Source organism: Floridaenema fluviatile BLCC-F154, from assembly GCF_041929135.1.
Taxonomy (GTDB): domain Bacteria; phylum Cyanobacteriota; class Cyanobacteriia; order Cyanobacteriales; family Aerosakkonemataceae; genus Floridanema; species Floridanema fluviatile.
In genome coordinates, this window is the sequence record NZ_JBHFNS010000059.1 from 23,374 (window position 1) to 46,455 (window position 23,082).

Below are 23,082 nucleotides of genomic sequence, written 5' to 3' on the forward strand. Positions count from 1 at the left end.
TTATTTAAAATCCTAAAATTTTATGGAACTTGCCAAATTTTAATAGTTTTATCCTCACTACCGCTAACTAACAATTTACCATTAGGACTGAAAGTAATAGCATAAACCGGGGCGGTATGTCCCTGAAGATTAGCCAATTTCTCTCCCGTCGTCAAATTCCATAATCTGATAGTTTTGTCATCACTTCCAGTAGCTAAAATTTTACCATTTGGGCCAAAAGCAACCGAATTAATATCAGCTGTATGTCCTCCGGTAAAATTGCGTAATTCACGTCCTGTATTCACATCCCACACTTTAATGCTTTTATCATCACTACCGCTAGCCACTAGTTGACCATCAGGACTCAAAGCAATAGAATTAACATCACCAGAATGACCATTTAAACTGCGTAATTCCTTACCTGTTTGCCAATCCCAAACTTTCACGGTTTTATCCACACTACCGCTAACAATAGTGCGATTATTAGGGCTAAAAGCAACAGAAAGTATTGGAGCAGAATGCCCGGTTAAAGTGCGAATTAGCTGTCCGGTTTTCCGATTCCAAATTTTGATAGTGGTGTCATAACTACTGCTAGCAATATGTTGGTTATCGGTACTAAATGCCACAGAATTAACGAAACGTTTATGACCTTTTAAATTAAGTAACTCGTTCCCGGTTTCCAGATTCCAAACTCTAACAGTGTTATCCTTACTTCCACTAACTAAACTTTTTCCATCTGGACTAATAGCCACTGAATAAACCCAATCAGAATGACCATTGAGGGTGCGAATTTCTTTACCGCTATTGAGTTGCCACAACTTCACAGTTTTATCATCACCACCGCTAGCAATTGTTTTGCCATCAGGACTAACGGCTACAGTGTTTACTTCGTCGGAATGACCTGGTAAAGTGCGGGGATTAGTAGAATTTTGCCAATACCAATAACCTCCTCCTAATAGCAAGAGAACAGTTGCTAAACCACCGATTAATACTTTATTTTTGAGTTTATTTCTAGGTTGAGAAACGGAGGTAACTACCATCGATTCTGGTGGCTGAGTTATTTGGGTAGCATTTTGATTAATTGTTTGTGGTGAATGAGTAAGGGGAGTAACATTTGAGTTGATTGTTGTTGGTAAGGTGTCAGAATGCAAGTCTTGCCAAACTTCATTTGCTGATTGATAACGGTGTTGCATATCTTTTTGCAACAGTTTATCTAGAACATAGCCTAATTGATCGTTGATGGGTCTTGGTAAATATTGCTGCCATTTTTTTGTCCATTCGTAACCGCTATTAACAAACAAATTATGGGGACTAGTTTGAGTTAATAGCCGAAAACAAGTGACACCTAAACTATATAAATCACTGACTGGATATGCTGTGCCATCTTGCATTTGTTCGACGGGCGCATAACCGAGAGTTCCGATATGAGTTCCGGGTTGACTCATGGCAGTTGCCGTTAAATGTTTGGCTACGCCAAAGTCAATTAAGACTAATTTGCGATCGCTACAACGACGAATTATATTATCGGGTTTAATATCGCGATGAATTACTTTTTGTTGATGGATGAATTGCAGAACTGGTAATATATCAATTAACAGTTCGCGAATTTTTTTGTCGCTAAAAGCACCTTCTTTACCCAACTCCTCCAACAAGTTATCTCCCTCGATAAATTGTTGCACTAAATATAAACGTTTATCTTCTTCAAAATAGGCGAATAACGTGGGAATTTGGGTATGTTCTCCTAATAGTTGTAGTCGCCTTGCTTCTTGTTGAAACAGTTCGGTAGCTTTTTGAATTGCCCAGCTACCCTGAGCTTGGGGTAAAAACTGCTTGACAACACAGCGTTCATCAAGTTTATCTATGTCTTCAGCAAGAAAAGTTCTGCCAAATCCTCCGGCACCGAGTAGCTTAATTACACGGTAACGGTTACGCAGGGGCGCAAGTGATGCCCCACAACTTTGGCAAAGCTCAGTCCCATCAGGGTTTTCAGGATTTAGGCAATCTGGATTAAGACAACAAATCATACTTTTGACAGAAGCACCCTCCTCTGTTAATGGTAATTCTTCTTTCAGGACAGTCGGAGAAATTTTGGAGTGATTACTGAGTATCTGCTATGAGTACCAAGTTAATCAATAAGGGCACAAATCTACTAGTTACAAGCATCTTAGCTGGTATTTGGTTGGGAAATGCTTCAGCAATGGCTCAACAAAGACCTGCAAGACAAGTTTCTGATGCTCAGGTAAACGCGATGGTGGAGGCTTTGCGAAAGGCTGCGCCTCCCAACCGCGCAAATGATGGGATGTACAGTGATTGGCAAGTTTTACCGGGTATTATTCCTGACTGGACTAAACGCTGTTTGGGAAGGCAACTGACTCCGGCTGAATTTGAGTCTGATGCTAAAGCTGCTAGGGAAACTGTAGCCTGTATTGCTCGACGGGAGTTAAACAGGTTGTATGGTGCGACTGGTAATGAAACTGCTGCTGTACGTGGTGCTGCTTGTTGGTGGATGACTGGTAAAGACAACGCTTGTACCAGTGGTGCGACTGCGGCTTACGTGCAAAAGGTGGTGGGTTTCTATCAACAACAGGCGCAGACTAATACGCCAACTGAGAAACCTGCGGCTACGGAAAGTCAACCTGCGGCTAAACCGACTCGGACACCTGCGGCGACTCCGGTGGTGGAACCTGCGGCGACTCCAAAACCAACTTCGATAAATTGATTTAGTTGTAGGGTGCGTCAGACGATAAATCTGATCGACAGCATCAGGGTTTGAGTTTCTGACGCACCTTACTAAGTAGGTAGATGTAAATAAAGTGAAAACCAAGGCGGGCATCCTGCCCACCCCATCCTTAGATAACTATTATTACTTTATTTATTTGCAGCTACTTAATTGGGACTGGTGTAAGATTTGTGTAGAAGGAAAGGAGAGAGTTTTGAGTTTTCAATTTTCCTTTTTTCCTTTCTTTTTTTAGGTAAAGTTTTAGATAAATTTAAGTATAAATTTGGTTTTTAGATAAAAAGATATCAGATAATTAAAAATTAGACCGATCGCACTAATTTTTATCCAAATGGCTGATATACTGAAGAATATTCAAGGCTTTGTTGATTATGCTGGGAATTTGCGGGGAGATGAAAAAGGGGAGGCTCAAGTATTTTGCGATCGCCTTTTTCAAGCATTGAATCACGCAGGTTACAAGGAAGCAGGAGCCGAATTAGAATATCGGGTAAAAGCGAAAGGGAAAACTACAAAGTTTGCTGATTTGTTGTGGCGACCTCGGTTATTGTTAGAGATGAAAAAACGAGGGGAAAAATTAGAAAAACATTATCAGCAAGCTAAAGTTGTAGCTTCTGACAATTTTTTGCTGAACCTGCTAGCCAACTCGCCAAACTTCATCCTCAATTAGATCAACTCGTTTGTAAAGCTTACGGCATCACAGCCAATGATGATGTATTAAAGTTTTTATTAGAATTAAATTTTGAAGTTGCAAAGGCAGAATCTTAAGATGAAAAACAGAGAATTTTACGTTGTAATTGAACGAGATGAAGATGGAATTTATATCGGTGAAGTTCCCCAACTCAAGGCTTGCTATAGCCAAGGGGAAACCATTGATGAACTGATGCAGAATATTCGTGAAGTAATTGAAATGTGCTTGGAAGAGTTAGAAGAAGAGTCAACAACCGAGTTTATTGGTGTGCAGAAGGTGGTAATCTAGTGGCAAAACTCCCAACTGTAACTGGAGAAGAACTTATAGCCGCACTGGAAAAAATAGGTTTCTTTGTAGTGCGGCAAAAAGGCAGTCATGTGCGGATGAAACATGAAGATAATCGAGTTGTTTCTATCCCTGTTCATGCTGGTAAAACAATTGGCAAAGGGCTATTGTTAAAAATCCTGCGAGATGCCGATTTAACCAAAGATGAATTAATTGATCTGTTAACATAATGAGCCAGTAATCGAAATTGCTAAAATAGATGTAAACCGAGAGATTGAAACGTTAGGAATCAACCAATTATGATCGCTCAAACTGAAACAAAAACCTACACACCGGAAGAATATCTAGAACTTGAAATTGCCTCAGAAACTCGCAACGAATATCGCAATGGAGAAATTATCGAGATGACTGGTGGAACACCTGACCATAATGATATTGCTGGAAACCTTTATATTCTTCTTAAGCTTGCTCTCAAAGGAAAAGCTTACAGAACTTTTTATGTAGATCAAAGGCTTTTGATTCCAGAAGTTAGGGTCTATACTTATCCTGATGTGATGGTTTTACCAAAACCTATTGAACTACAAACTGGACGGAAAGACACGGTAATTAATCCTTGTTTTATTGGTGAAGTTCTATCTAAGTCTACGCAAAATTACGATCGCAGCGAGAAATTTGCCGCCTATCGCACTATTCCCACTTTTCAAGAGTATCTTTTAATCGATCAATATCGAATTCATGTAGAGCATTATGTAAAAACTGCGGTCAATCAATGGCTTTTTTCGGAATACGATGATCCAAATATTAACCTAACTTTGAATACCTTTGAATTGCCTATCTTAATTGCAGATCTCTATGAGAACATTGATTTCACTAACGAATCATAGATCATCTTCATTTTGCCAAAATATTTCGGTTAAAATTGCATCTAAATCGCTGCTAAATTGCCATGTTTGCGGAAACTGAGTTTCGGGATATTCTTCTGACACTTCGGAAAGTGCTTCTTGATAAATCTCTGCAAATTCTGCTACTAAATGATTGCGTAAGCTTGGGGCTTTTTTCAAAAGTCGATTTAAATCATTTCGCTGGGTGCGAATGGTAACTTGCCAACCGCGAAAACAATCAGGTGAAGGTACGTAACACCGCTTGAGAATGTGAGCCAAAATTGTTTTTAAACGACTTTCTACTTCATGCTTTTGTGAGATTCCCAAAGCTTCAATTTCCTCCACCAAATTATCCCAATCTAAGTTGTTAATATCTCGCGCTTTTAATTTGGCTGCGGTGTCTTCTAACCACAGGGCAAAATCGCGATCGTACAATGATGATTGAGTAGTTTTAGGTATCATCAGATTTTTCCTGAAAAATTTTGTAGAGACGTTATATATAACGTCTCTACATAACATTATGGATAATCAAACGGACATTAAAAAAATCCCAGTCCCCAATCCCCAGTCCCTAGTCCCCAAAACTAGCTTTTCAACCCACTGTGTCTAAGCAATGCTTCGGTGTTTGGTTCTCTACCTCGGAAAGCTTTAAAAACTTCCATTGGATGTTGGCTACCGCCTAATGCTAAAACTGTTTCGCGGAACAGTTTACCTGTTTCGGTGATTGCAGGTTCGTTTTCTAAACCTGCTTCTTCAAAGGCGGAGAAGGCATCGGCGCTGAGGACTTCTGCCCATTTGTAGCTGTAGTAACCAGCGGCGTAACCACCACCAAAGATGTGGTTAAAGGCGCACAAAAATGCGTCTTCGGGTAGGGGGGGGATGACTGTGGTGGTTTTGGCGAGGCGGTTGCGGACATCTGTAACTTTTTCAGTGCCTCCGGGTTGATAACTGTTGTGTAGTTCGATATCCAAAAGGCTAAAGTGAATTTGGCGCAACATTCCGCTACCACTCATGTAGTTACGGGCGGCTAGGAGTTTTTGGTAATAATGTTCGGGTAAAGGTTCGCCTGTTTCGTAATGTTTTGCCATGTTGAAGAGGGTGTTGCGATCGTAACACCAATTCTCCATAAATTGACTCGGCAATTCTACCGCATCCCACTCAATATTATTAATTCCAGCTGCTCGCGGATAATCTACTTTGGTGAGCAAATGTTGTAAACCGTGACCAAATTCATGGAATAAAGTTTCTACTTCCATAAAAGTCATTAAGCTGGGTTTACCATCTACAGGCGGAGTTTGATTGCAAACTAAATAAGCCACTGGTAAACGAGTTGTTTGGGTACCCGCTTCCATGATTTTTGCCCGGACAATACATTCATCCATCCAGGCTCCACCGCGTTTTTCGGCAGGGCGACTGTAGGAGTCTAAATAAAAGTAAGCTATGGGGTTTCCTGTTTCATCAGCTACTTGGAAATAACGCACATCTTCATGCCAAACTGGGGCAGTACCATCGGCGGCAGTAATAGTTACACCGAATAGCCGTTTTGCTAAAGTAAATAACCCGTCTAATACTTGCGGTAATGGGAAATACGGACGCAATTCTTCGGCGTTAAAATCAAATTTTGCTTCTCGTTGCCGTTCTGACCAAAAACTAATATCCCAGTGTTTCAAGTCTTTAGCTTCTGGGGCATTTTTAGAGGCAGCAAAAGCTTTTAATTCTGCCAAATCTTTAACAGCAGCATCGTAACTCGCTAGACGTAATTCTTCTAACAATGCTTTTACTGCATCGACGGTGGGAGCCATTTTTCTGGCTAAACTTAACTCAGCGTAACTGTTAAACTCAAGGATACCAGCTTGTTCTTTTCGCAGTTCTAAAATGCGTTCAATTAACGGGTAATTGTTTAGTTCTCCGTTGGAAGCGCGACTAATAAAAGCGCGATAAAGTTGTTCTCTTAAGTCGCGTCTGGTGCTGTGTTGCATGAAGGGAACATAGCTGGGAAAATCTAAGGTAATGCGCCAAGGGCCATTTTCTGGAGTGGCGTTTTCCTCTCCAGCAGCACGGGCAGCTTGGGCGGCTAAACTTAGCAAACTGGGAGGTAAGCCATCAATTTCTTCTTTAGTTGTCAGGTTTAAACTAAATGCTTTGGTGGCATCTAAAACATGATTAGAGAATTTGGTTCCCAGTTCGGCTAGTTCTAATTCAATGGCGTTGAAACGCTCTTTTTCTTCACCTTCTAAACCTACGCCGGAAAGTTCGGCATCTTTAATTGCTGATTCAACAATTCGCTGTTGTGCTGGTTGTAACTTATCCCAATCTTGGCTTTGGCGCAAAGCTTTAAATGCTTCGTATAGGGGTTTACTTTGGCTGAGTTTGTTCCAAAATTGGACTACTTTTGGTTGGACGTTTTCGTAAGCTTGGCGCAGTTCGGGGCTGTTTTTTACTCCCATTAAATGCCCAACTACTCCCCAACTCCATCTTAAGGGATCGTTTAAGCGGTCTAAGGGTTCAACTAAACCACTCCAAGTGGGTTGAACATTGGCTTCTAATTGGGCGAGTTCTGCTTCTAGTTTGGGAAGTAATTCGGCAAATGCAGGTTCTACTTGTTCTGGTTTAATGGCATCAAAGGGAGGTAGTCCTTTGCCAATTAAGAGGGGATTATTAGTAATGGTAGAGTTGGCAATCATGGTTTACTTGTTACTACAGTCTCTTTTCTTTAGATTAACGTAAATTTAATTTTAAGTTGGAAAAAATCAGGATTAAATAGAATATTTTATGTTTATAGTTAGTGGTTAGCAGTTAGTAGAAATTTCGACTAAAGGCTAACAACTAACGATTAAAATTAACTTTGTCAAGTCCGAAGATAAACTTCAACTTCTCGACTGTTGTGAATTGGTAGTACAGTCTCAACATTAATATGAGGGCGAGGAATTACGTGATAGGAAAGCAATAATTCTTCTTCAGTGTTGACTGTGGCTACTGCTCTGACTCCGGCTTCCACAGAGGTTGACACTTCTGCAACATCTCCGCGGACAATAAGTGTATAACGGGCACTGCTGACTTTCTCCATACCGACAAGTGTCACACGGGCGGCTTTCACCATCGCATCTGCCACTGCTAAAGCTGGAGGAAGACCTTTGACTTCAACCATACCGACCGCTGCTGGCATCGTAAGACTCCCACAATAATTAAGGCATACTCGACTTTAATTGTACTTTGAATGATCTACTAAATTAGCAAGTAAATTTCTTAAGCTTTTGAACATTTAAGTAGGTATGAGGAGAAGAGGGAATAGGCAACAGGGAATCGATGTTTTAAGTTCAGGACAGCTTATGGGTGTAAGAAGTTTTTCTTAAGTAATAGTTTTAAGCTAGGAAAATCGATTAATTAAGAAATAACTCTGGGTAAAAACTCTGAGTCTAGTATTTGATCGATGGCATAGGGACAATCAGCAGGAAATGTATTTATTTGCACTTTAATTTCATCACTTGCTGCTTGTTTTCCTCGATGATAAGACTCAGGTAAAACTTCGGTTAAATATGGCTGGAGACTGGGACTATCTTTTAATAAGTCTAAGATGCGTTTTCGTTGTTCATAAATTGTACTTTGCCAAGAGCTACTTTGGAAATTAGATTGATATTGCCATTTGAGTAAGTGCTGTAATAATACTTCTAAACGGCTTTTTATTTCACGGCGATCGGATTTTCCTAAGCTTTCAATTTCTTCTACTACTGCTTGCCAATCTACCTGAGAAAATTTTTTAGCATGAATTAATTTTGCTGTCTGTTCAGTCCAGACTACAAAATCGGTTTTGTATAAATTGAGGTTGTTTTTTGAGGTTGGATTCATTTTTTAAGTTCCGGTAGAAAGTTAGGGGTCAATATCCAGTTTTTCTCAAGCTTTAAACTTTAAGTGTTGGATTTGTTCTGCTACACAGGCATCGTAATCAGAATTATACAGGTTATTGACCATCTGAAATTTTCCAAAGAGTTCAGTGGGATGGTGCGTTAGTAACGCACCCTACAAATGGGAATTTAAATTTTGTAATAAGAGCGATACCATTTTACAAAGTTATCAATTCCTACTTCGATCGGTGTGCTGGGTTTAAAACCTACATCTTTAGTTAAGTCGTCTACGTCTGCATAAGTTGCTAACACATCTCCTGGTTGCAAAGGTAACAGATTTTTTTCGGCTTTCATTCCCAAACAGTCTTCTAAAACTTCGATGAATCGAATTAATTCTACTGGTTGATTGTTGCCGATGTTATAAATTTTGTAAGGTGCTGTACTTGTGCTAGGATCTGGGTTTTCTGCTGACCATTCGGGGTTGGGTTGGGGGATTTTATCTAAGGTGCGAACGACACCTTCAACGATGTCATCGATGTAGGTAAAATCTCGTTTCATTTTACCATAATTAAATACGTCGATCGGGTTGCCTGATAAAATCGCTTTGGTGAAGGTAAATAATGCCATATCTGGACGACCCCAAGGGCCATAAACGGTGAAAAATCTGAGTCCAGTTGTAGGTAAATCATATAAATGACTGTAAGTATGTGCCATTAATTCATTGGCTTTTTTGGTGGCAGCATAAAGGCTCAATGGATGGTCTACATTATCATGAACGGAGAATGGCATTTTGGTATTTGCTCCGTAGACGGAACTGCTGGAAGCAAATACTAAATGTTTAATGTTGTGGTAGCGACAGCCTTCTAAGATGTGGATAAAACCGACTAAATTACTATTAACATAAGTATGGGGATTTTTTAGGGAATAGCGAACGCCTGCTTGAGCAGCTAAATGTGCTACCATATCAAATTTATGCTCGGAAAATAGTTTTTCCATGCCTGCGCGATCGGCTAAATCCAACTTGTAAAAAGTAAAATTATGTCTATCTCCTAATTGCGCTAATCGGTCATGTTTAAGATTAACATCATAGTAATCATTGATGTTATCTATTCCGATTACTTTATCCCCTCGATTAAGTAATTTTTGTGCTAAGTAAAACCCAATGAAACCTGCTGCTCCGGTAACTAAAATGTTTGCCATATATTCTCCTTATTTTTTGCCAACACTAGCTTGATTAACGGCTTTCATTGATAAGCTAATTCGCTTCAATTTTTCGTTGACTTCCATAACTTGCACTTTCACAACTTGTCCGACTTTGACAATTTCTTTGGGATCTTTGACAAAGCGATCGGCAAGTTGGGAAATATGCACTAAACCGTCTTGATGCACGCCAATATCGACAAATGCACCAAAGTTAGCCACATTTGTGATAATTCCTTCAAGTTCCATGCCAACTTTTAAGTCGGAAATTTCTTTGATTCCTTCTTTAAAGGTAGCATATTTGAATTCAGCGCGGGGATCTCTTCCGGGTTTTTCTAATTCGGAAAATATGTCGCGTAATGTGGGTAATCCAACTTTATCGGTGGCATATTTATTCAGGTTAGTTGATTTGAGTTTTTCGGCAATTTGGGTAATATTTTTCAGGGGTACGTTGAGGTCTTTGGCGATCGCTTCTACTACTCCATAACTTTCAGGATGCACGGCTGTATTATCTAAGGGATTCTCACTACCTCTAATTCTTAAAAAACCTGCTGCTTGTTCAAAGGCTTTTGGCCCTAATTTGGGTACTTTTAAGAGTTGGCGACGATTTTTAAATGCGCCATTTTCGTTGCGATAACTAACAACATTTTTAGCAACTGTTGGAGTCATTCCAGATACAAAAGTTAGTAATTCTTTGGATGCTGTATTTAAGTCTACGCCGACATAGTTAACGCAGCTTTCTACAGTTTCGTCTAATTTTTTCTTGAGTAATTTTTGGTCAACGTCGTGTTGATATTGTCCGACTCCGATGGATTTGGGATCGATTTTCACGAGTTCGGCTAAGGGATCTTGTAAACGCCGTCCGATACTAATTGCACCTCTGACGGTAATATCAAGTTCGGGAAATTCGGAAATGGCGACATCGGAAGCGGAATAAATTGATGCGCCTGATTCGTTTACTATAACTTTGATTGGTTGGCGATCGATCTGTTTTAAAACTTCGCTAACAAATTCATCTGTTTCACGGGAAGCTGTACCATTTCCGATCGCAATTAATTCAATGTTGTATTTTTGAATTAAACTTTTTAAAGTGTTAGCTGCTTGGGTGCGTTGCGCTGCACTTTGATGGGGAAAAATGGCTTGATATTCTAAAAATTTGCCGGTTTCGGAGAGGACTGCAACTTTACAACCTGTGCGAAATCCGGGATCGATCGCTAAAGTTGGTTTCATTCCCGCAGGAGAAGATAACAATAACTCTCGCAAATTACTTTCAAATGTTTGAATTGATTCTAAATCTGCAAAAGCTTTCTTTTCGCCTCGCACTTCGGTAATTAAAGAAGTTTTCATTAACCGATTAAACGCATCTTTGAGCATTTCTTGGTAAAATTCTTTGATTTGAGGAGTCTTCGTTTTAATGATTTGAGATTCCAGGTAAGACAAAACGAAAGAATCGTCAAAATCCAAGTCTAAATCTAAAATTCCCTCACTTTCACCGCGCAACAATGCCAACATATTGTGAGGCGCAATATTTCTTACCGGAATTTGGTAATTGCGATACATTTCAAATTTGGTGCTTCCTTCGGGATGTTCTTCCTTAATTCGCGAAATAAAGACACCTTCTTCTAAAAAGTATTCGCGCAAGTAAGCACGCAATTCTGCTTTTTCTGCCACTTCTTCAGCTAAAATATCTGACGCACCTTTGAGCGCATCTTCGGCAGTTTTTACTTGCTTTTCTTCGGAAATATATTTTGCTGCTTCTGCTTCTAAAGGTGTTGGTTTCGCGTTGCGATCGTTCAGAGATTTAATAAATTCTGCTAAAGATTCTAAACCTTTTTCTCTAGCAATGGTGGCGCGAGTTCGCCGCTTAGGTTTATAAGGAAGATAAAGGTCTTCTAATTCATTTTTTTGGAAAGTAGATTCAATTTTTGCTTTTAATTCATCAGTTAGTTTACCTTGGGAAGCGATCGCATCTAAAATTGTTGCTTTTCTGGCTTCTAATTCTGTGAGGTAGGTAAAGCGATCGGAAATATTGCGAAGTTGAATTTCATCGAGTGCGCCAGTGCGTTCTTTACGATAGCGTGCAATGAAGGGAATTGTCGCACCTTCGGCGAGGAGATCCAGTGCATTTTGCACTTGCGAAGGTGCGACGGAAAGTTCTTGTGCGAGAAGTTGCGGAATGTTTAACATCGAATCTATTCAGCGTTACCAGTGAGATAACTTTTTGGTCATCTTCTAGGGTAACAAATGTTTGGCAACTTCTAACTTAATTAAGATAGTTTGCGATTAATCTGATGAATTGGCAAAAGTCCACTCTAGAGTTTTTATTGGTGCAGCTTGCAGTGCTTGTGCAAAAGCTTCATTATTTTCAAATACTACTTGATTTAAATAAGTTGCTTCCACATTAACAGTAAAGCTTTCCTCTTCAAAAGGCCAAGGTTTTACATACACAGTTTGATCTTTTTTTTGAATTACATTATAACGTCGATCTTTGCCATCTTTGCCAATTTCTAAATAGCGTTCACCTGCTGGTAATTGATTATTACAAAGGATTAGTGAAAGGCGATCGCACAACTGAAAAAAAGCATAGGTTTGTGTAGCTTCTTCTTTACTAATTCCTAATTCTTCTCGCCATTGTTTTTGTTGTTGTAATTGTTCGTCAAGAAAACTATCTATTTCTGATGATTTTCCCCGGTTTCCTTCCGTTAAAAAGCTAACGTGCATCGAAATTAACATTGCTACCCAACGTCCGCGATAGCGGGAATTTTTAATTAATTCTCGCAGTTTTTTTAGGTCTTCTCCTGTAGGCAGTCCTTTAATTAGCGTAAAGTCTAAAGGTGTGCCAACTTCTGTTAAATGATTACCTTCCCATTCTCTTTCTAAATCATCATGATGGGAAATTGCTGCTACTGTTTCTACAATGCGTCTGGGTCGATCGCTTTTGCGCCAGTTCCCCGCAATTTGCGCCGCCAATAAAGCATGAGCGCGATGATAAATTATTTCCCAACCTTTCTCATCTTGGTTAGCAATCATGGATTTCCTTAGCTCCTAGTTTATTTAGCAATGCTACAACTGTACAATTGTAATTAGTCGATTTTTAGGTCAACCTCTGTTTAAAGAATGATTTTTTCTTCTCCAAACAACCTGGAACTTTTATAGTAAAGAAAATTCATAACTGATATCACATTTTTAGTCAACCTATCCCAGGAAATAGCTATGAAACTGAGACTGCGGATTACTGCCATATTAAACAGTTTGTTAATAATAGCAACTTTTACAGTAATTACATCTACCAAGAGGGTAGAAGCACAAACAACAGCTTTAGATTGTTTAAAAGAAGCAGCAAAGTATTTCGATTCGGCGCTTTTTGGCAGTTCAAATGCGAGTGAAAAAGCAGCTGATTTGGCAGCAGAATTATGTCGAGAATACCAAACTCCTGAAACTTTAACTTGTGCTAAGGAAGCGGAAAAAGTTTTTGATAATGCTTTGTTTGGTAGTTTGAGTAGTGAACAGAGGAAAGAGCGATCGCTAACTTTAGCAGTAGAATTATGTAAAATCGCAGGAACTAAGCAAAGTGTAACTTGTGCCAAAGAAGCACAAAAGTTTTTGGATAACACTTTTTTGGGGATTTTAACTGATGAAGAAAAGTCCGAGCGATCGACAACTTTAGCTATAGATTTATGTAGAATTGGCGGAACAACTCAAGCTGTAACTTGTATGAAAAAAGCCTATCCCGGATTTGATGAAGTTCTAGCTGACGCAGAGTTAAGCGACAATGAAAGACGGATGCAAGCTGTAGAAAGAGCAGTGGAATTTTGTCGTCAAGGAGATTGGTAGTTAATCATTCTTTTTCATACAACTGTTTATGTTTTTGTAAAAGTTGTAAATATTTATCGTGGGTTTTTGCTAACATCCATTTGGCTTTAAATATTGCCGCAGATTCCGCTTTTACTGGATCGACTTCATTGGGTAAGATATTTTTTCTCGCTTCTAACTGAGCTTCTTTAGTACTTTCCTTTTGGGGATTTTTCTCATATTTTCTGCCGCTTTTATGATTAGCATATCGACGCGATCGCGTGTAACCCATTTGGAGAAACTTTCGCGCCATATCCGCACCGACAAAATCATCTTGTTCCAAATACTCAAGAAACATTTGGTAGATTTTTTCGCTAGATTCTTTAGCAATTTCGGGAGTTTTAAAGCGCCAATAGGGAAGAATTTCAGATTTATAAGGTTCGACTAAAAGTACTCCTTGTTCGCCTTTGCCAACTCGGTAAAGTTCGGGGGAGGAGCGAAAATCGAGGTTTTTAAAATCTAAATTATAATCAAAAGCCATTATTTTTACCTCTTTCAAAAGTTGAATTTTTGTTTATTTGAGGAGTGCGATCGCTATCATTTTCGTAGCTCGCAAATCAATGATAACTAAATTTGTTGAAAATCGCCAAAAGTGCCATAATTAAATATGTTTGAAAAATGCCGATCGGTAAGTACTAAGTAAACATGACTATTCAACCGATAATCTCCGAACATATTGAAATAACTCCTGGTTTTTGTGGCGGTAAACCAAGGATTGCCGGACATCGAATTAAAGTGCAGGATATTGTTATTTGGCACGAAAGAATGGGAATGTCTCCCGACGAAATTGTGTATCATTACCCAAGTATTACTTTAGTTGATGTATATGCTGCTTTGGCTTATTATCACGATCATTTACAAGAAATTAGACAGCAAATTGATGAAGATGAAAAATTTGTCCGGGAATTAGAAGCTAAAACTCCTTCTTTAGTTCAACAAAAATTAAGGAAGAGTAAATTTACAAGCATTGACTCACCCTAAAGACTTTTTTTTGAACCGCAAAGGACGCAAAGGACGCGAAGAGAAGACAAAGAAGATAGAGGGGTAGCTATTGGTATTACCCAGCTAAGGGAAAAGCAGCAGCAAGCGTCCAACCAAAAAATAGAGTACTTCCTAAAGCATAAGTCCAAGTATCATTAACTTGAGTCGCAGCGAAAGCTAGAACTCCGAAAACTAGGGGAAATATGGGCAACAAAAGATAGATAAAGCTGAGTGATGGCACTAGGGAAACCGCTACAATTAAACCTGTGACTAAAAGAATACTTTGGCAAAACCACCAAGCAATTCTCTTGATTATTCCTGCATTTTGTTGCACGATTTCTGATGCTAAAAACCAAGGTAAACAAGCGAGAGAAAGTATAGGAAAAACTAACAAACGTGAGGGAATTAACCACCATTGTAACCAGACTACTTGCGCCATTGCACCAAAAGCAAGCCAAAGTAATGCAAATAGTCCTAACCCAAAGTATAAGTTTTGAATTTTCGGACGGGGGAAATTCCAGATAGTAATTAGCCAAGTTGTTCCTGCTAAAAAGAACCAGACACCTAAAGCGCCGCCTACTAATAAACCGCCTAAACTTTGCAGTTCGATTCGCGTAGCGCTCCCTTCGGGAATCGCACCATCCAACCCAGAAAGCAAACCACTTGCCACAAAAGGTGCTACCAACAAACCTGCAAAACTTCTGAACCAAGCAACTTTCTGATTATTAGTATTAAACCGCAACTTTGGAGCAATTGCAGCTAATAAAATCAACCATCCTAATAAGTGTAAACCGTAAAAAATCATTCTGCGATCGAGATATTTACTATTACTTTGTAATCCAAAAGTTGCATTTAACCATTTAAGCGCCGCTTGGTGACTCGCATCTCGAAACAAAATTGTAATATGTTCGGCATTGGGAACAATAATTAATTCTCTTCCCTTTCCCGTCGCCAAATTTTGATTTTCTCCCCCCGCAGCTTGCAACAATTTTTCTGCATTCTTAACAAAACCCGGTTCCCAACTACCCGCTTGTAGCTGAAGATTGCGCGGTGTTGCAGATGTCACACCTTTACCCGTAGGCGAAACTGCAACCGTCGCCGCAAAACTTTGAGAATCTTTAATTGCAGCAGAAATTACGGCACCGCTACCCATAGAATGACCCAAGGAAGCTAAACGCGACGCATCTATTTGCGGTTGTTCCAACAAAGTAGCAGTTGCAACATCAATATATTCTTGAAGCGAACCAAATTTTAGCGGTGTTGAATTAGCACCATGACCGCCAAAATCCCACAATAATACACCATAACCAGCGTGCGCTAATGTGTGCGCGTAACCCAACATTAACTGTTTAGAACCTGCGAAACCATGCGCCACCAAAACACCGGGAATGTTGTCTTGGTTTTTTGGCGCAACGTATAGCATGGGTACGTTATCGCGGTCAAAAGAACGCATTACCAGTCCGTTTTGTGCAGTTGCTACACCCCACCAAGAAAAGGCGATCGATAATAGAGCAATTGTTAGTAAAAATATACGTTTGCGAGTCATCCAAATTTCCCAACTAGAGTTATTCTTATTCAAAACGAGCGCGAATTGAGGCAAAGCAATGACTAGTTTTAGTATGAGCGATGAACTGCTTTTTCGCTTGGAAGAACCGGGTGCGATCGAAAATTGCTGTTTGCAAAGTGCGATCGGTAAAAAATTACCCAATGCTCTTTACGTACACATTTCGGCAATTGAAAAACTCGACCCTTTATTGCGTCTTCATTATCACCGTTTCCTCTCAATTGTAGACAGGCAAATTGACCAAGCAAACATAGTTAAATTTCACACCAACGAATCAAAAATATCTTTCCTATTTTATCCCGAATTCGACACAGATCCCCATCCCGCTTTACAAGCTAGTATCCAAGTTGACTTAAACGATCGTAGTATTAACTATCGAAATTATTCCACTGCTGATAATCCGCCAATTCTCCATCGCAAAGAAACATTTGTTACAGAAGAATATCCTAATTACGCAGAATTTGCCGAACTGACTCACCAAGAAGAAATATTAGGACTTCTTGACAAAAGCAAATTTATTGGCACTCTCAGAGGTTGGCAACAATGTTTAGAAGAAAAAGGTGTAGAAATTCGCAATCACCGCCTTTTTATTATTACAGAAAATGGCGAAGAATTGGACTTTAAAGAAAATAACTACCAACTACCAACTAGCAATTATCAATTACTATTCCCCCAAATTCAACGCCACCGAGCCGCAATGGTGCGCCGAGACATTTCTCGTCCAATGCGTTTAGCTTTAGAAGCAAATATCTTTAATCAAAATAGCACTTTTTTTGATTACGGTTGCGGTTATGGCGGAGATGTAAAACGCATTGCTGAACAAGGTTTTGTCAGCTATGGATGGGACCCGTACTACTTTCCATACAATCATATTATTGCTGCCGATATTGTCAATATTGGTTACGTAATTAATGTAATTGAATGTCAGAAAGAACGGCGAGAAGCTTTATTAAAAGCTTGGGAATTAACCAAACAAGTTTTAATTGTTTCGGCACAGGTTTTAATTGATGATGAAAGGCGCGGTCAAGTAGCATATAACGATGGGTTTATTACTCGTAAAAATACCTTTCAAAAATATTACCAGCAGGAAGAACTAAAAGTTTATATTGACCAAGTTTTAGAAGTAGATTCGATTCCCATTGCTTTAGGAATTTATTTTGTTTTTCGCGATCCTACGCAAGCGGAAGCTTTTCGTGCTTCTCGTTGTCGATCGCGCCTCTCCACCCCCAGAGTTAAATACATCGATAAACGCTTTGAAGACTATCAAGAATTACTCCAACCTTTAATGGCATTTTTCACCGAAAGAGGTCGTCTTCCCCTACCAGGAGAATTACCCCAAGAAGCGGAAATCAAAGCCGAATTTGGCAGAATTAATCGTGCTTTTCAAGTAATTTTACAAGCGACAGACCAACAGGAGTGGGATATGATTACCGAAAAACGTTACTCAGATTTACTCCTTTATCTTGCCTTACAAAATTTCAATGAATCTCCGAAATTAAAAGATATTCCTTCAGTTATTCAAAGGGATATTAAAGCACTTTTTGGTAGTTATAGAAATGCCAAAGAAGCCGCCGAAGGAATGTTGTTTAGTTTGGGGAATTTAAACATTATAGATAAATGCTGTGAAGCCAGTCAAATTGGAAGTAAACGTGCTAATGCTCTTTACGTTCACGTTTCCGCTTTGCCAGAACTTGACTATCGTTTGAGAATTTACGAAGGTTGCGCTAGTAGAACTATTGGTCGCATGGATAGCGCAACTTTAATTAAATTTCATACCAAACAACCGAAGATTTCCTATCTATTTTATCCCTATTTTGATACCGATCCTCATCCAGCTTTACACAGGAGTATGCACATTGATTTAAGAGATTTGCACGTTAGTTATCGAGATTATTCTGATTCAAATGATCCTCCTGTTTGGCATCGGAAAGAAACTGTTTTAACTCCTGATTACCCAGAGTATGAAAAGTTTGCTAAACTCAGTCAACAGGAAGAAAATTGGGGATTATTTGATGATTTAAATAGTATTAGAACTCGGAAAGGTTGGCAACGTTGTTTGGATGAACATTGTGCAGAAATCCGCAATTATCGATTGTATTGGCAGAAAGATGCTGACCCTTATCGCTTGAAGTTGGCGCAGTCTGCTAAAAAAGCACGGCAAAAAAGTAAAATGGTTGTTGCCAGTGATGAAATTTCGATGGAAGGTTAGCTGTGGCAGAATCACCTGCTCATTCGTTTGGTCAAAAACTGGGTGAGTTTTTGGAAATACTTGTAGAACATTTGCTAATTCCAGTAGCTACCAAGCATGGACTATATATAGATAGAAAGGGTTTGCGTCCAGCGAGAAAAAACCTCAAGAAAGCCACCTGGACTGATAAATACGGCAGTAAGCATGACCTAGATTTTGTGTTGGAACGTGGAGGTAGTGATAGCAAATTAGGAGCTCCAATAGCATTTATAGAGGCTGCTTGGCGCAAAGGCACAAGACATTCAAAAAATAACTGAGCGGATTGAAATTATTCAGGAAATGATTAAGCTGAAACAGCAAGACGTTGATCGATTTATCCAAACATTAGAAAATTCCATTACGAGGCAGATAATTTCCTTGCGAGTACTTCCCCTTCACGGAAGAGCATTTGAGCAAAATTCTGTGTTAGAAGCGATCGACTTCGTGGCAAATTATAGTGCAACTGCTGTTGATACTCCAGTGCTAAAGTTTGAGATTGAGATTAGCTATTGTAATGGAGACAAGATCCAAGCGATAATATCTGACAAAAATAATGTGCTGACTTTTCTGAATAATTACTTGCCAGTTACTCCTCCTTGAGCGGTTGCTATTTATTAAAATATATCCAGAAATACAACATTTTCATTGTTAGTAAATAGTTAAAAATATGACAGATAATTTCACTTGTATAGATCTTTTTTGTGGCGCTGGGGGATTAACAGAAGGTTTTCGTAAGGCTGGTTTTACCTCCACTTTTGCAGTTGATTGTGATGAGCAAGCGGTAGAAACTTTTCGCTATAATCACCCTGATACTGTTTGCTTACATCGCGATGTTCGATCTTTAAGCGGGAAAGAAATTCTTCATGCAGCTAATCTCACCCCTGGAGATGTTGATGTTCTTTGCGGTGGGCCACCTTGTCAAGGCTACAGTCTTGCAGGTTTGAGAATTACTGACGACCCAAAAAATAGCCTCTTCCTTGATTTTGTGCGCTTAACTAAGGAGTTACAACCCAGAGTAGTGTTGTTTGAAAATGTCGAGGGTATTAAGTCTATGCAAGGGGGAAATGTTGTTAGTGCGATCGAGCGAGAGTTTGAGCAAATTGGATATTATTGTGAGGCGCGTGTGCTCAATGCTGCTGACTATGGAGTACCACAACATCGACCACGTTTTATTTTGCTGGCAGTTCCCCAGGATGGCGCTATAATATCTTTTCCCCAAGCAACTCACGCACCTTTTAATCAACAGCAACAACTTCATTTGTTTGAGAAAATTCCCTTACCTTATGTAACTGCATGGGAAGCACTTTCTGACCTTCCAATGATAGTTGCTGGAGAAGGTGCAGAAGAATTAATACATAGTGGTAAATACTATTTTTCCTATCAACGCGATCGTCAAGGTAATCGCTTTCCAGGTAAAATTTTTAACCATCGTGCTACTAAACATAGTGAGCGAATTCAGACTCGTTATGCTCAAATCCCCGAAGGTGGTGATAATCGATTATTGCCGGATGAGTTGCGAACAAAAAAACGTAATGTTTGGAAGATCGATCGCCTAAAACCGTCCCGAACAGTAACTTGCAATCACAGAACAGATATTATTCATCCCATACTTCCTAGAGGCACAACTGTTCGGGAAGCTGCACGACTTCAGTCTTTTGATGATGATTACCGATTTTTTGGGAATCTGACTCGTAAGGCTAAATGGTTAACACAAGACGATCAAGTTGGAAATGCAGTACCACCATTGTTGGCTAATGCCCTAGCAATCCAAATTAAACACATATTGACAGAAAAAATTAAAGTTAATTCTGTAGCTTAGTTCCTCCTTTGTTTAGCTAATTCTAACCAATGTTCAATTCCTTTTTTGCTGGGTTGTCCTGATGCGGTAAATGTCCAAATTTCTCTTTTATTTTGGGGGCCATAACTAATATGAATTGGTTGATCGACACCGTAAAAATAAAGTGAGTCAAAGGGCAATTTTTCTGCTAAAATCCAGTCGATAACGCGATCGCTCCCCACCCCCAAAATCAAAAAATCACAAGCAGCACCCAACCTTTTACAGTAATACTTCCCATTCTGATTCATTTCATAAGCTAAATGTTGGTCAATTTCTGGCGCAACTCGACCATTTTTTAAACCTGTTTCCGGGTCTTTTTTGGCTAAATACTTTTTCAAATCTTTTGAGCAAAAACCGTAGGTTAGCCGAAAGTTTTCCCTGCCAAAATAATCGATGATTGGATCTAAAATCACACAGTTTAGATCTGATAACGCTGGCAATGTCTCTGCGTAGTTATCGGGATAGGGATTAATTTTATCAGCATACTTACGGTAAGTTTGCGTACAAGTACAGAAGTCTTCGATCGTGAAGTATTTTCCCAAACTAATTTCTGCCATATTCCCAAAACAGTTTTTTGATTATCCATTATAAACAGTGAAACGCAAAACTGCTAATTTTAGCTCTTAGATCTGAAAATGGCAGTACCCGCTGGGGTATTTTTTTACTTTAAAATGTTAGCTAAAATAGCTTATTTGAGTTTCGATCGAGCTAAAAAACAGAACATTAATTTCTGAAAAATATCCAAAATTATCCTGATATTAAAAAGCTGAATGAGAAAAAGGTTGTGTTAATTGAATAGTCGATTAATAAATCACGATCGATTAGTTTAATAATTTGAGGAAACCTAATAATGACTGATGCGAATCATGCCAACGGCAATTTGTTTTACTATGCCGATGGTAAAAAAATTCTTTTAAATCCTTCACGTCATTTCGTTGCCATACAAACAGATACAAAGAATCTCAGAGAAATGAGTATTGCTAATTCTTTGTCTTCTGTAACTGGTGTCAATCAAGTAGTAGAATTGCCACAGTATAAACTGGCAGTGGTCAAAGTTCCTGAGACCACAGGCATGGCTGGAATGACAGCACCGATCGAAACTGTGAATTTCTTTGTCAACTCTCAGCCCGATCTCACACCTGGACCATCTGTATATGAAGTTACCAATACTTCTGTAGAAGAAGGGTTGGTTCCAGTGGGAGAAATCTTGGTCAAATTTCATTCTGATGTTTCGGAACAGGCAAAATCTCAGCTGTTAGCAGAAAATAATCTGCAAATTAAACAATCTGACTATCCAGAACCAGGTTCCTATTTGGTAAGTACAGAAAACCTGGGGGAAACCGTAGCGATCGCCAACAAACTGCACGAAAGCGACGTGGTGGAATTTGCTCAACCTAACTTTGTGCATTTACTACCTCGTTTGCAAGCTGTAGATTTGTTGGAGAAAGTGGCGGAAAATGGCGGTTCATTGAAAGCCGAAGTATCACCGACAGCGCCACCCACCGATCCGGGTTATGCTTCCCAGTGGGGTTTACCAAAGATCAAAGCACCAGAAGCTTTTGATATTTCAATGGGTAGTCCTGCAATTTCGATCGCCATTATTGACGAAGGTTGCGACCTCAGCCACGAAGACATTTCCTACAAACTTCCTGGCTACGATGCAGTTTATCGCACAGATAACCCGTCACCGCTGCCTAGAGATGGTCACGGTACTTCCTGCGCCGGAATTGCCGCAATGATTGCCAACAATGGCAAAGGCGGGTCGGGAGTTGCGCCCAAGTCAAAAGTGCTACCAGTTCGCATTGCCTACGGTAATGGTGGAGGTTGGGTAACTTCTGACGCGATCATTGCTGACGGTATTCGCACAGCAGTAAACCGCGGCGCAGATGTGCTTTCTAACTCTTGGGGTGGCGGTTCACCCAGTACAGCGATTACCAACGCTTTCAAATATGCTCAAAGCAACGGACGTGGTGGTAAAGGTTGTCCGATCGCAGCTGCAACTGGCAATGATGACGTGCGGGGAGTGATTTACCCTGCAAATCTTTCGCCCACCATTCCTGGCTTGATGGCAGTTGGTGCCAGCAACCAATGGGATCAACGTAAGAGTAAAACCAGTTTGGACGGCGAAAACTGGGGTTCCAACTACGGCCCTGAAGTTGATGTAGTAGCCCCAGGTGTAAAAATTTACACTACTGACATCATGGGTACAGCTGGTTACGGCAGCGGCAACTACGTGCCCAACTTTAACGGTACATCTTCAGCTACTCCCCATGTTGCAGGCTTAATGGGCTTGATCCTGGCAGTAGACCCAGATTTGCGTTCTTGGGAAGTAGAAGAAATTATCAAGCAAACAGCAGATCATTTGGGAACACCCGGACGCAATGAAGAGTTCGGTTTTGGACGGATTAACTGCCGTCGCGCCTTAGAAGCAGCTTCTCGGATTTGGTATCAAATTAGTGTTGTCCCGGAATTTTTGGGTACAGGTAAAGACTGCTATCTACGGATTAACCTGCGGATGTACAATCCGGGTATTAACACTGTGCGTCTGGATGGGTTGACGATCGGTTCCTACAGTCCAGACTGGAGTACTCAAGTCGATCGCTTTGAATACCGACCTAATCCAGGCAACGTTTTGGCACCTCGATCGACTCAAGATGTCCGCTTTAACCGAATTTTGCTCAAAGCTAATGGCAATCAGTCCGGTTGGAGTTACAGGTGGTCGATGAACTGGTCTTACACCTTCTGGCGACCTGGTGCCCCGCATTTACCTTTGTCCGCTGAATCTTTATCTGAAACCGCAGGACAAAAAGCAACTTCGATCGATGTGCGTGGCGATAGCAAAACAGCAGGTAAATCTGAGGTCAGCAGTTCTTCCTTTAACAATCAAGTTTCCCTGACCAACGGTAATGGCGCTACCGAGGGAATCGGCGATTTGATTTTTGTTGATTTACAAGCTAAAACAATCAAAATTGCTCTACGTTAACGCCTAAAACGGGGTGATAGGGAAAA

Annotated in this window: 23 protein-coding genes; 12 read left to right on the top strand and 11 right to left on the bottom strand. The window is 39.9% G+C overall.

Annotated elements, in window-relative coordinates:
• Window positions 1–20: 20 nt before the first annotated feature.
• Complete coding sequence (locus ACE1B6_RS15425) at window positions 21–2,003, bottom strand: protein kinase domain-containing protein (protein WP_413258134.1); 1,983 nt, start codon at window positions 2,001–2,003, stop codon at window positions 21–23.
• 89 nt (window positions 2,004–2,092) lie between these two features.
• Here ACE1B6_RS15425 and ACE1B6_RS15430 point away from each other — a divergent pair, with 89 nt between their 5' ends.
• The 5 genes from ACE1B6_RS15430 to ACE1B6_RS15450 all read left to right on the top strand — a co-directional run bounded on the left by ACE1B6_RS15430 (window position 2,093) and on the right by ACE1B6_RS15450 (window position 4,573).
• The gene (locus tag ACE1B6_RS15430; protein WP_413258135.1) at window positions 2,093–2,698 is read left to right on the top strand and encodes a hypothetical protein; all 606 of its coding nucleotides are present in this window, start codon (window positions 2,093–2,095) and stop codon (window positions 2,696–2,698) included.
• Between the two features lie 349 nt (window positions 2,699–3,047).
• Entirely contained in the window at window positions 3,048–3,383 is a 336-nt protein-coding gene (locus ACE1B6_RS15435; RefSeq protein ID WP_413258136.1) for a type IIL restriction-modification enzyme MmeI, read from the top strand.
• Between the two features lie 99 nt (window positions 3,384–3,482).
• Window positions 3,483–3,692, top strand: coding sequence for a type II toxin-antitoxin system HicB family antitoxin (locus ACE1B6_RS15440; protein ID WP_413258137.1), 210 nt, complete (start codon window positions 3,483–3,485; stop codon window positions 3,690–3,692).
• The gene (locus tag ACE1B6_RS15445) at window positions 3,692–3,919 is read left to right on the top strand and encodes a type II toxin-antitoxin system HicA family toxin (RefSeq protein WP_413258138.1); all 228 of its coding nucleotides are present in this window, start codon (window positions 3,692–3,694) and stop codon (window positions 3,917–3,919) included. Before ACE1B6_RS15440 ends, ACE1B6_RS15445 begins: the two co-directional genes overlap by 1 nt.
• Before the next feature lie 69 nt (window positions 3,920–3,988).
• The gene (locus ACE1B6_RS15450) at window positions 3,989–4,573 is read left to right on the top strand and encodes a Uma2 family endonuclease (protein ID WP_413258139.1); all 585 of its coding nucleotides are present in this window, start codon (window positions 3,989–3,991) and stop codon (window positions 4,571–4,573) included.
• Here ACE1B6_RS15450 and ACE1B6_RS15455 read toward each other — a convergent pair.
• The 7 genes from ACE1B6_RS15455 to ACE1B6_RS15485 all read right to left on the bottom strand — a co-directional run bounded on the left by ACE1B6_RS15455 (window position 4,568) and on the right by ACE1B6_RS15485 (window position 12,642).
• Window positions 4,568–5,032, bottom strand: coding sequence for a DUF29 domain-containing protein (locus tag ACE1B6_RS15455; protein WP_413258140.1), 465 nt, complete (start codon window positions 5,030–5,032; stop codon window positions 4,568–4,570). The genes ACE1B6_RS15450 and ACE1B6_RS15455 overlap by 6 nt on opposite strands.
• Window positions 5,033–5,154: 122 nt before the next feature.
• The gene (locus ACE1B6_RS15460) at window positions 5,155–7,254 is read right to left on the bottom strand and encodes a M3 family metallopeptidase (RefSeq protein WP_413258141.1); all 2,100 of its coding nucleotides are present in this window, start codon (window positions 7,252–7,254) and stop codon (window positions 5,155–5,157) included.
• Between the two features lie 164 nt (window positions 7,255–7,418).
• The gene (locus ACE1B6_RS15465) at window positions 7,419–7,736 is read right to left on the bottom strand and encodes a carbon dioxide-concentrating mechanism protein CcmK (protein ID WP_413258142.1); all 318 of its coding nucleotides are present in this window, start codon (window positions 7,734–7,736) and stop codon (window positions 7,419–7,421) included.
• 218 nt (window positions 7,737–7,954) lie between these two features.
• Window positions 7,955–8,416 (bottom strand): DUF29 domain-containing protein, encoded by a 462-nt coding sequence (locus tag ACE1B6_RS15470; RefSeq protein WP_413258143.1) that lies wholly within the window; start codon window positions 8,414–8,416, stop codon window positions 7,955–7,957.
• A 185-nt stretch (window positions 8,417–8,601) separates the two neighbouring features.
• Window positions 8,602–9,612, bottom strand: a complete 1,011-nt coding sequence (locus ACE1B6_RS15475; protein WP_413258144.1) for an NAD-dependent epimerase — start codon at window positions 9,610–9,612, stop codon at window positions 8,602–8,604.
• 9 nt (window positions 9,613–9,621) lie between these two features.
• Window positions 9,622–11,799 carry a Tex family protein gene (locus tag ACE1B6_RS15480; RefSeq protein WP_413258145.1) on the bottom strand — a complete coding sequence of 726 codons (2,178 nt, stop codon included), beginning with the start codon at window positions 11,797–11,799 and terminating at the stop codon, window positions 9,622–9,624.
• A 96-nt stretch (window positions 11,800–11,895) separates the two neighbouring features.
• The gene (locus ACE1B6_RS15485) at window positions 11,896–12,642 is read right to left on the bottom strand and encodes a DUF3891 family protein (protein ID WP_413258146.1); all 747 of its coding nucleotides are present in this window, start codon (window positions 12,640–12,642) and stop codon (window positions 11,896–11,898) included.
• Between the two features lie 183 nt (window positions 12,643–12,825).
• On the opposite strand from ACE1B6_RS15485, the gene ACE1B6_RS15490 reads away from it, so the two are divergent.
• Window positions 12,826–13,446, top strand: coding sequence for a hypothetical protein (locus tag ACE1B6_RS15490; RefSeq protein ID WP_413258147.1), 621 nt, complete (start codon window positions 12,826–12,828; stop codon window positions 13,444–13,446).
• 4 nt (window positions 13,447–13,450) lie between these two features.
• Here the strand turns inward: ACE1B6_RS15490 and ACE1B6_RS15495 are convergent, their stop codons facing one another.
• On the bottom strand, window positions 13,451–13,945 hold the full coding sequence (locus tag ACE1B6_RS15495; RefSeq protein WP_413258148.1) for a DUF4385 domain-containing protein: 495 nt from the start codon (window positions 13,943–13,945) through the stop codon (window positions 13,451–13,453).
• Window positions 13,946–14,109: 164 nt separating this feature from the next.
• Between ACE1B6_RS15495 and ACE1B6_RS15500 the strand changes: the two genes are divergently transcribed.
• Window positions 14,110–14,445, top strand: coding sequence for a DUF433 domain-containing protein (locus ACE1B6_RS15500; RefSeq protein ID WP_413258149.1), 336 nt, complete (start codon window positions 14,110–14,112; stop codon window positions 14,443–14,445).
• 76 nt (window positions 14,446–14,521) lie between these two features.
• On the opposite strand, the gene ACE1B6_RS15505 is transcribed toward ACE1B6_RS15500, so the two are convergent.
• On the bottom strand, window positions 14,522–15,991 hold the full coding sequence (locus ACE1B6_RS15505) for an alpha/beta hydrolase family protein (RefSeq protein ID WP_413258150.1): 1,470 nt from the start codon (window positions 15,989–15,991) through the stop codon (window positions 14,522–14,524).
• Window positions 15,992–16,049: 58 nt separating this feature from the next.
• Between ACE1B6_RS15505 and ACE1B6_RS15510 the strand changes: the two genes are divergently transcribed.
• The 4 genes from ACE1B6_RS15510 to ACE1B6_RS15525 all read left to right on the top strand — a co-directional run bounded on the left by ACE1B6_RS15510 (window position 16,050) and on the right by ACE1B6_RS15525 (window position 20,055).
• Window positions 16,050–18,218 (top strand): DNA phosphorothioation-associated putative methyltransferase, encoded by a 2,169-nt coding sequence (locus ACE1B6_RS15510; protein ID WP_413258151.1) that lies wholly within the window; start codon window positions 16,050–16,052, stop codon window positions 18,216–18,218.
• A 2-nt stretch (window positions 18,219–18,220) separates the two neighbouring features.
• A complete protein-coding gene (locus ACE1B6_RS15515; protein WP_413258152.1) occupies window positions 18,221–18,514 on the top strand; it encodes a hypothetical protein in 294 nt (97 codons plus the stop codon).
• A gap of 22 nt (window positions 18,515–18,536) precedes the next feature.
• Window positions 18,537–18,836 (top strand): hypothetical protein, encoded by a 300-nt coding sequence (locus tag ACE1B6_RS15520; protein WP_413258153.1) that lies wholly within the window; start codon window positions 18,537–18,539, stop codon window positions 18,834–18,836.
• Window positions 18,837–18,903: 67 nt separating this feature from the next.
• A complete protein-coding gene (locus ACE1B6_RS15525) occupies window positions 18,904–20,055 on the top strand; it encodes a DNA cytosine methyltransferase (protein WP_413258154.1) in 1,152 nt (383 codons plus the stop codon).
• Here ACE1B6_RS15525 and ACE1B6_RS15530 read toward each other — a convergent pair.
• Complete coding sequence (locus ACE1B6_RS15530) at window positions 20,052–20,630, bottom strand: hypothetical protein (protein ID WP_413258155.1); 579 nt, start codon at window positions 20,628–20,630, stop codon at window positions 20,052–20,054. The genes ACE1B6_RS15525 and ACE1B6_RS15530 overlap by 4 nt on opposite strands.
• Window positions 20,631–20,923: 293 nt before the next feature.
• On the opposite strand from ACE1B6_RS15530, the gene ACE1B6_RS15535 reads away from it, so the two are divergent.
• Window positions 20,924–23,056: a S8 family peptidase gene (locus tag ACE1B6_RS15535; RefSeq protein ID WP_413258156.1), complete on the top strand. Its 2,133-nt coding sequence runs from the start codon at window positions 20,924–20,926 to the stop codon at window positions 23,054–23,056.
• Window positions 23,057–23,082: the final 26 nt, after the last annotated feature.

Bases quoted from the DNA above. Each gene is read 5' to 3' on its own strand.
- ACE1B6_RS15425 (WP_413258134.1), bottom strand. From the start codon at position 2,003: ATGATTTGTTGTCTTAATCCAGATTGCCTAAATCCTGAAAACCCTGAT.
- ACE1B6_RS15430 (WP_413258135.1), top strand. From the start codon at position 2,093: ATGAGTACCAAGTTAATCAATAAGGGCACAAATCTACTAGTTACAAGC.
- ACE1B6_RS15435 (WP_413258136.1), top strand. From the start codon at position 3,048: ATGGCTGATATACTGAAGAATATTCAAGGCTTTGTTGATTATGCTGGG.
- ACE1B6_RS15440 (WP_413258137.1), top strand. From the start codon at position 3,483: ATGAAAAACAGAGAATTTTACGTTGTAATTGAACGAGATGAAGATGGA.
- ACE1B6_RS15450 (WP_413258139.1), top strand. From the start codon at position 3,989: ATGATCGCTCAAACTGAAACAAAAACCTACACACCGGAAGAATATCTA.
- ACE1B6_RS15455 (WP_413258140.1), bottom strand. From the start codon at position 5,032: ATGATACCTAAAACTACTCAATCATCATTGTACGATCGCGATTTTGCC.
- ACE1B6_RS15460 (WP_413258141.1), bottom strand. From the start codon at position 7,254: ATGATTGCCAACTCTACCATTACTAATAATCCCCTCTTAATTGGCAAA.
- ACE1B6_RS15465 (WP_413258142.1), bottom strand. From the start codon at position 7,736: ATGCCAGCAGCGGTCGGTATGGTTGAAGTCAAAGGTCTTCCTCCAGCT.
- ACE1B6_RS15470 (WP_413258143.1), bottom strand. From the start codon at position 8,416: ATGAATCCAACCTCAAAAAACAACCTCAATTTATACAAAACCGATTTT.
- ACE1B6_RS15475 (WP_413258144.1), bottom strand. From the start codon at position 9,612: ATGGCAAACATTTTAGTTACCGGAGCAGCAGGTTTCATTGGGTTTTAC.
- ACE1B6_RS15480 (WP_413258145.1), bottom strand. From the start codon at position 11,799: ATGTTAAACATTCCGCAACTTCTCGCACAAGAACTTTCCGTCGCACCT.
- ACE1B6_RS15485 (WP_413258146.1), bottom strand. From the start codon at position 12,642: ATGATTGCTAACCAAGATGAGAAAGGTTGGGAAATAATTTATCATCGC.
- ACE1B6_RS15490 (WP_413258147.1), top strand. From the start codon at position 12,826: ATGAAACTGAGACTGCGGATTACTGCCATATTAAACAGTTTGTTAATA.
- ACE1B6_RS15495 (WP_413258148.1), bottom strand. From the start codon at position 13,945: ATGGCTTTTGATTATAATTTAGATTTTAAAAACCTCGATTTTCGCTCC.
- ACE1B6_RS15500 (WP_413258149.1), top strand. From the start codon at position 14,110: ATGACTATTCAACCGATAATCTCCGAACATATTGAAATAACTCCTGGT.
- ACE1B6_RS15505 (WP_413258150.1), bottom strand. From the start codon at position 15,991: ATGACTCGCAAACGTATATTTTTACTAACAATTGCTCTATTATCGATC.
- ACE1B6_RS15510 (WP_413258151.1), top strand. From the start codon at position 16,050: ATGACTAGTTTTAGTATGAGCGATGAACTGCTTTTTCGCTTGGAAGAA.
- ACE1B6_RS15520 (WP_413258153.1), top strand. From the start codon at position 18,537: ATGATTAAGCTGAAACAGCAAGACGTTGATCGATTTATCCAAACATTA.
- ACE1B6_RS15525 (WP_413258154.1), top strand. From the start codon at position 18,904: ATGACAGATAATTTCACTTGTATAGATCTTTTTTGTGGCGCTGGGGGA.
- ACE1B6_RS15530 (WP_413258155.1), bottom strand. From the start codon at position 20,630: ATGGCAGAAATTAGTTTGGGAAAATACTTCACGATCGAAGACTTCTGT.
- ACE1B6_RS15535 (WP_413258156.1), top strand. From the start codon at position 20,924: ATGACTGATGCGAATCATGCCAACGGCAATTTGTTTTACTATGCCGAT.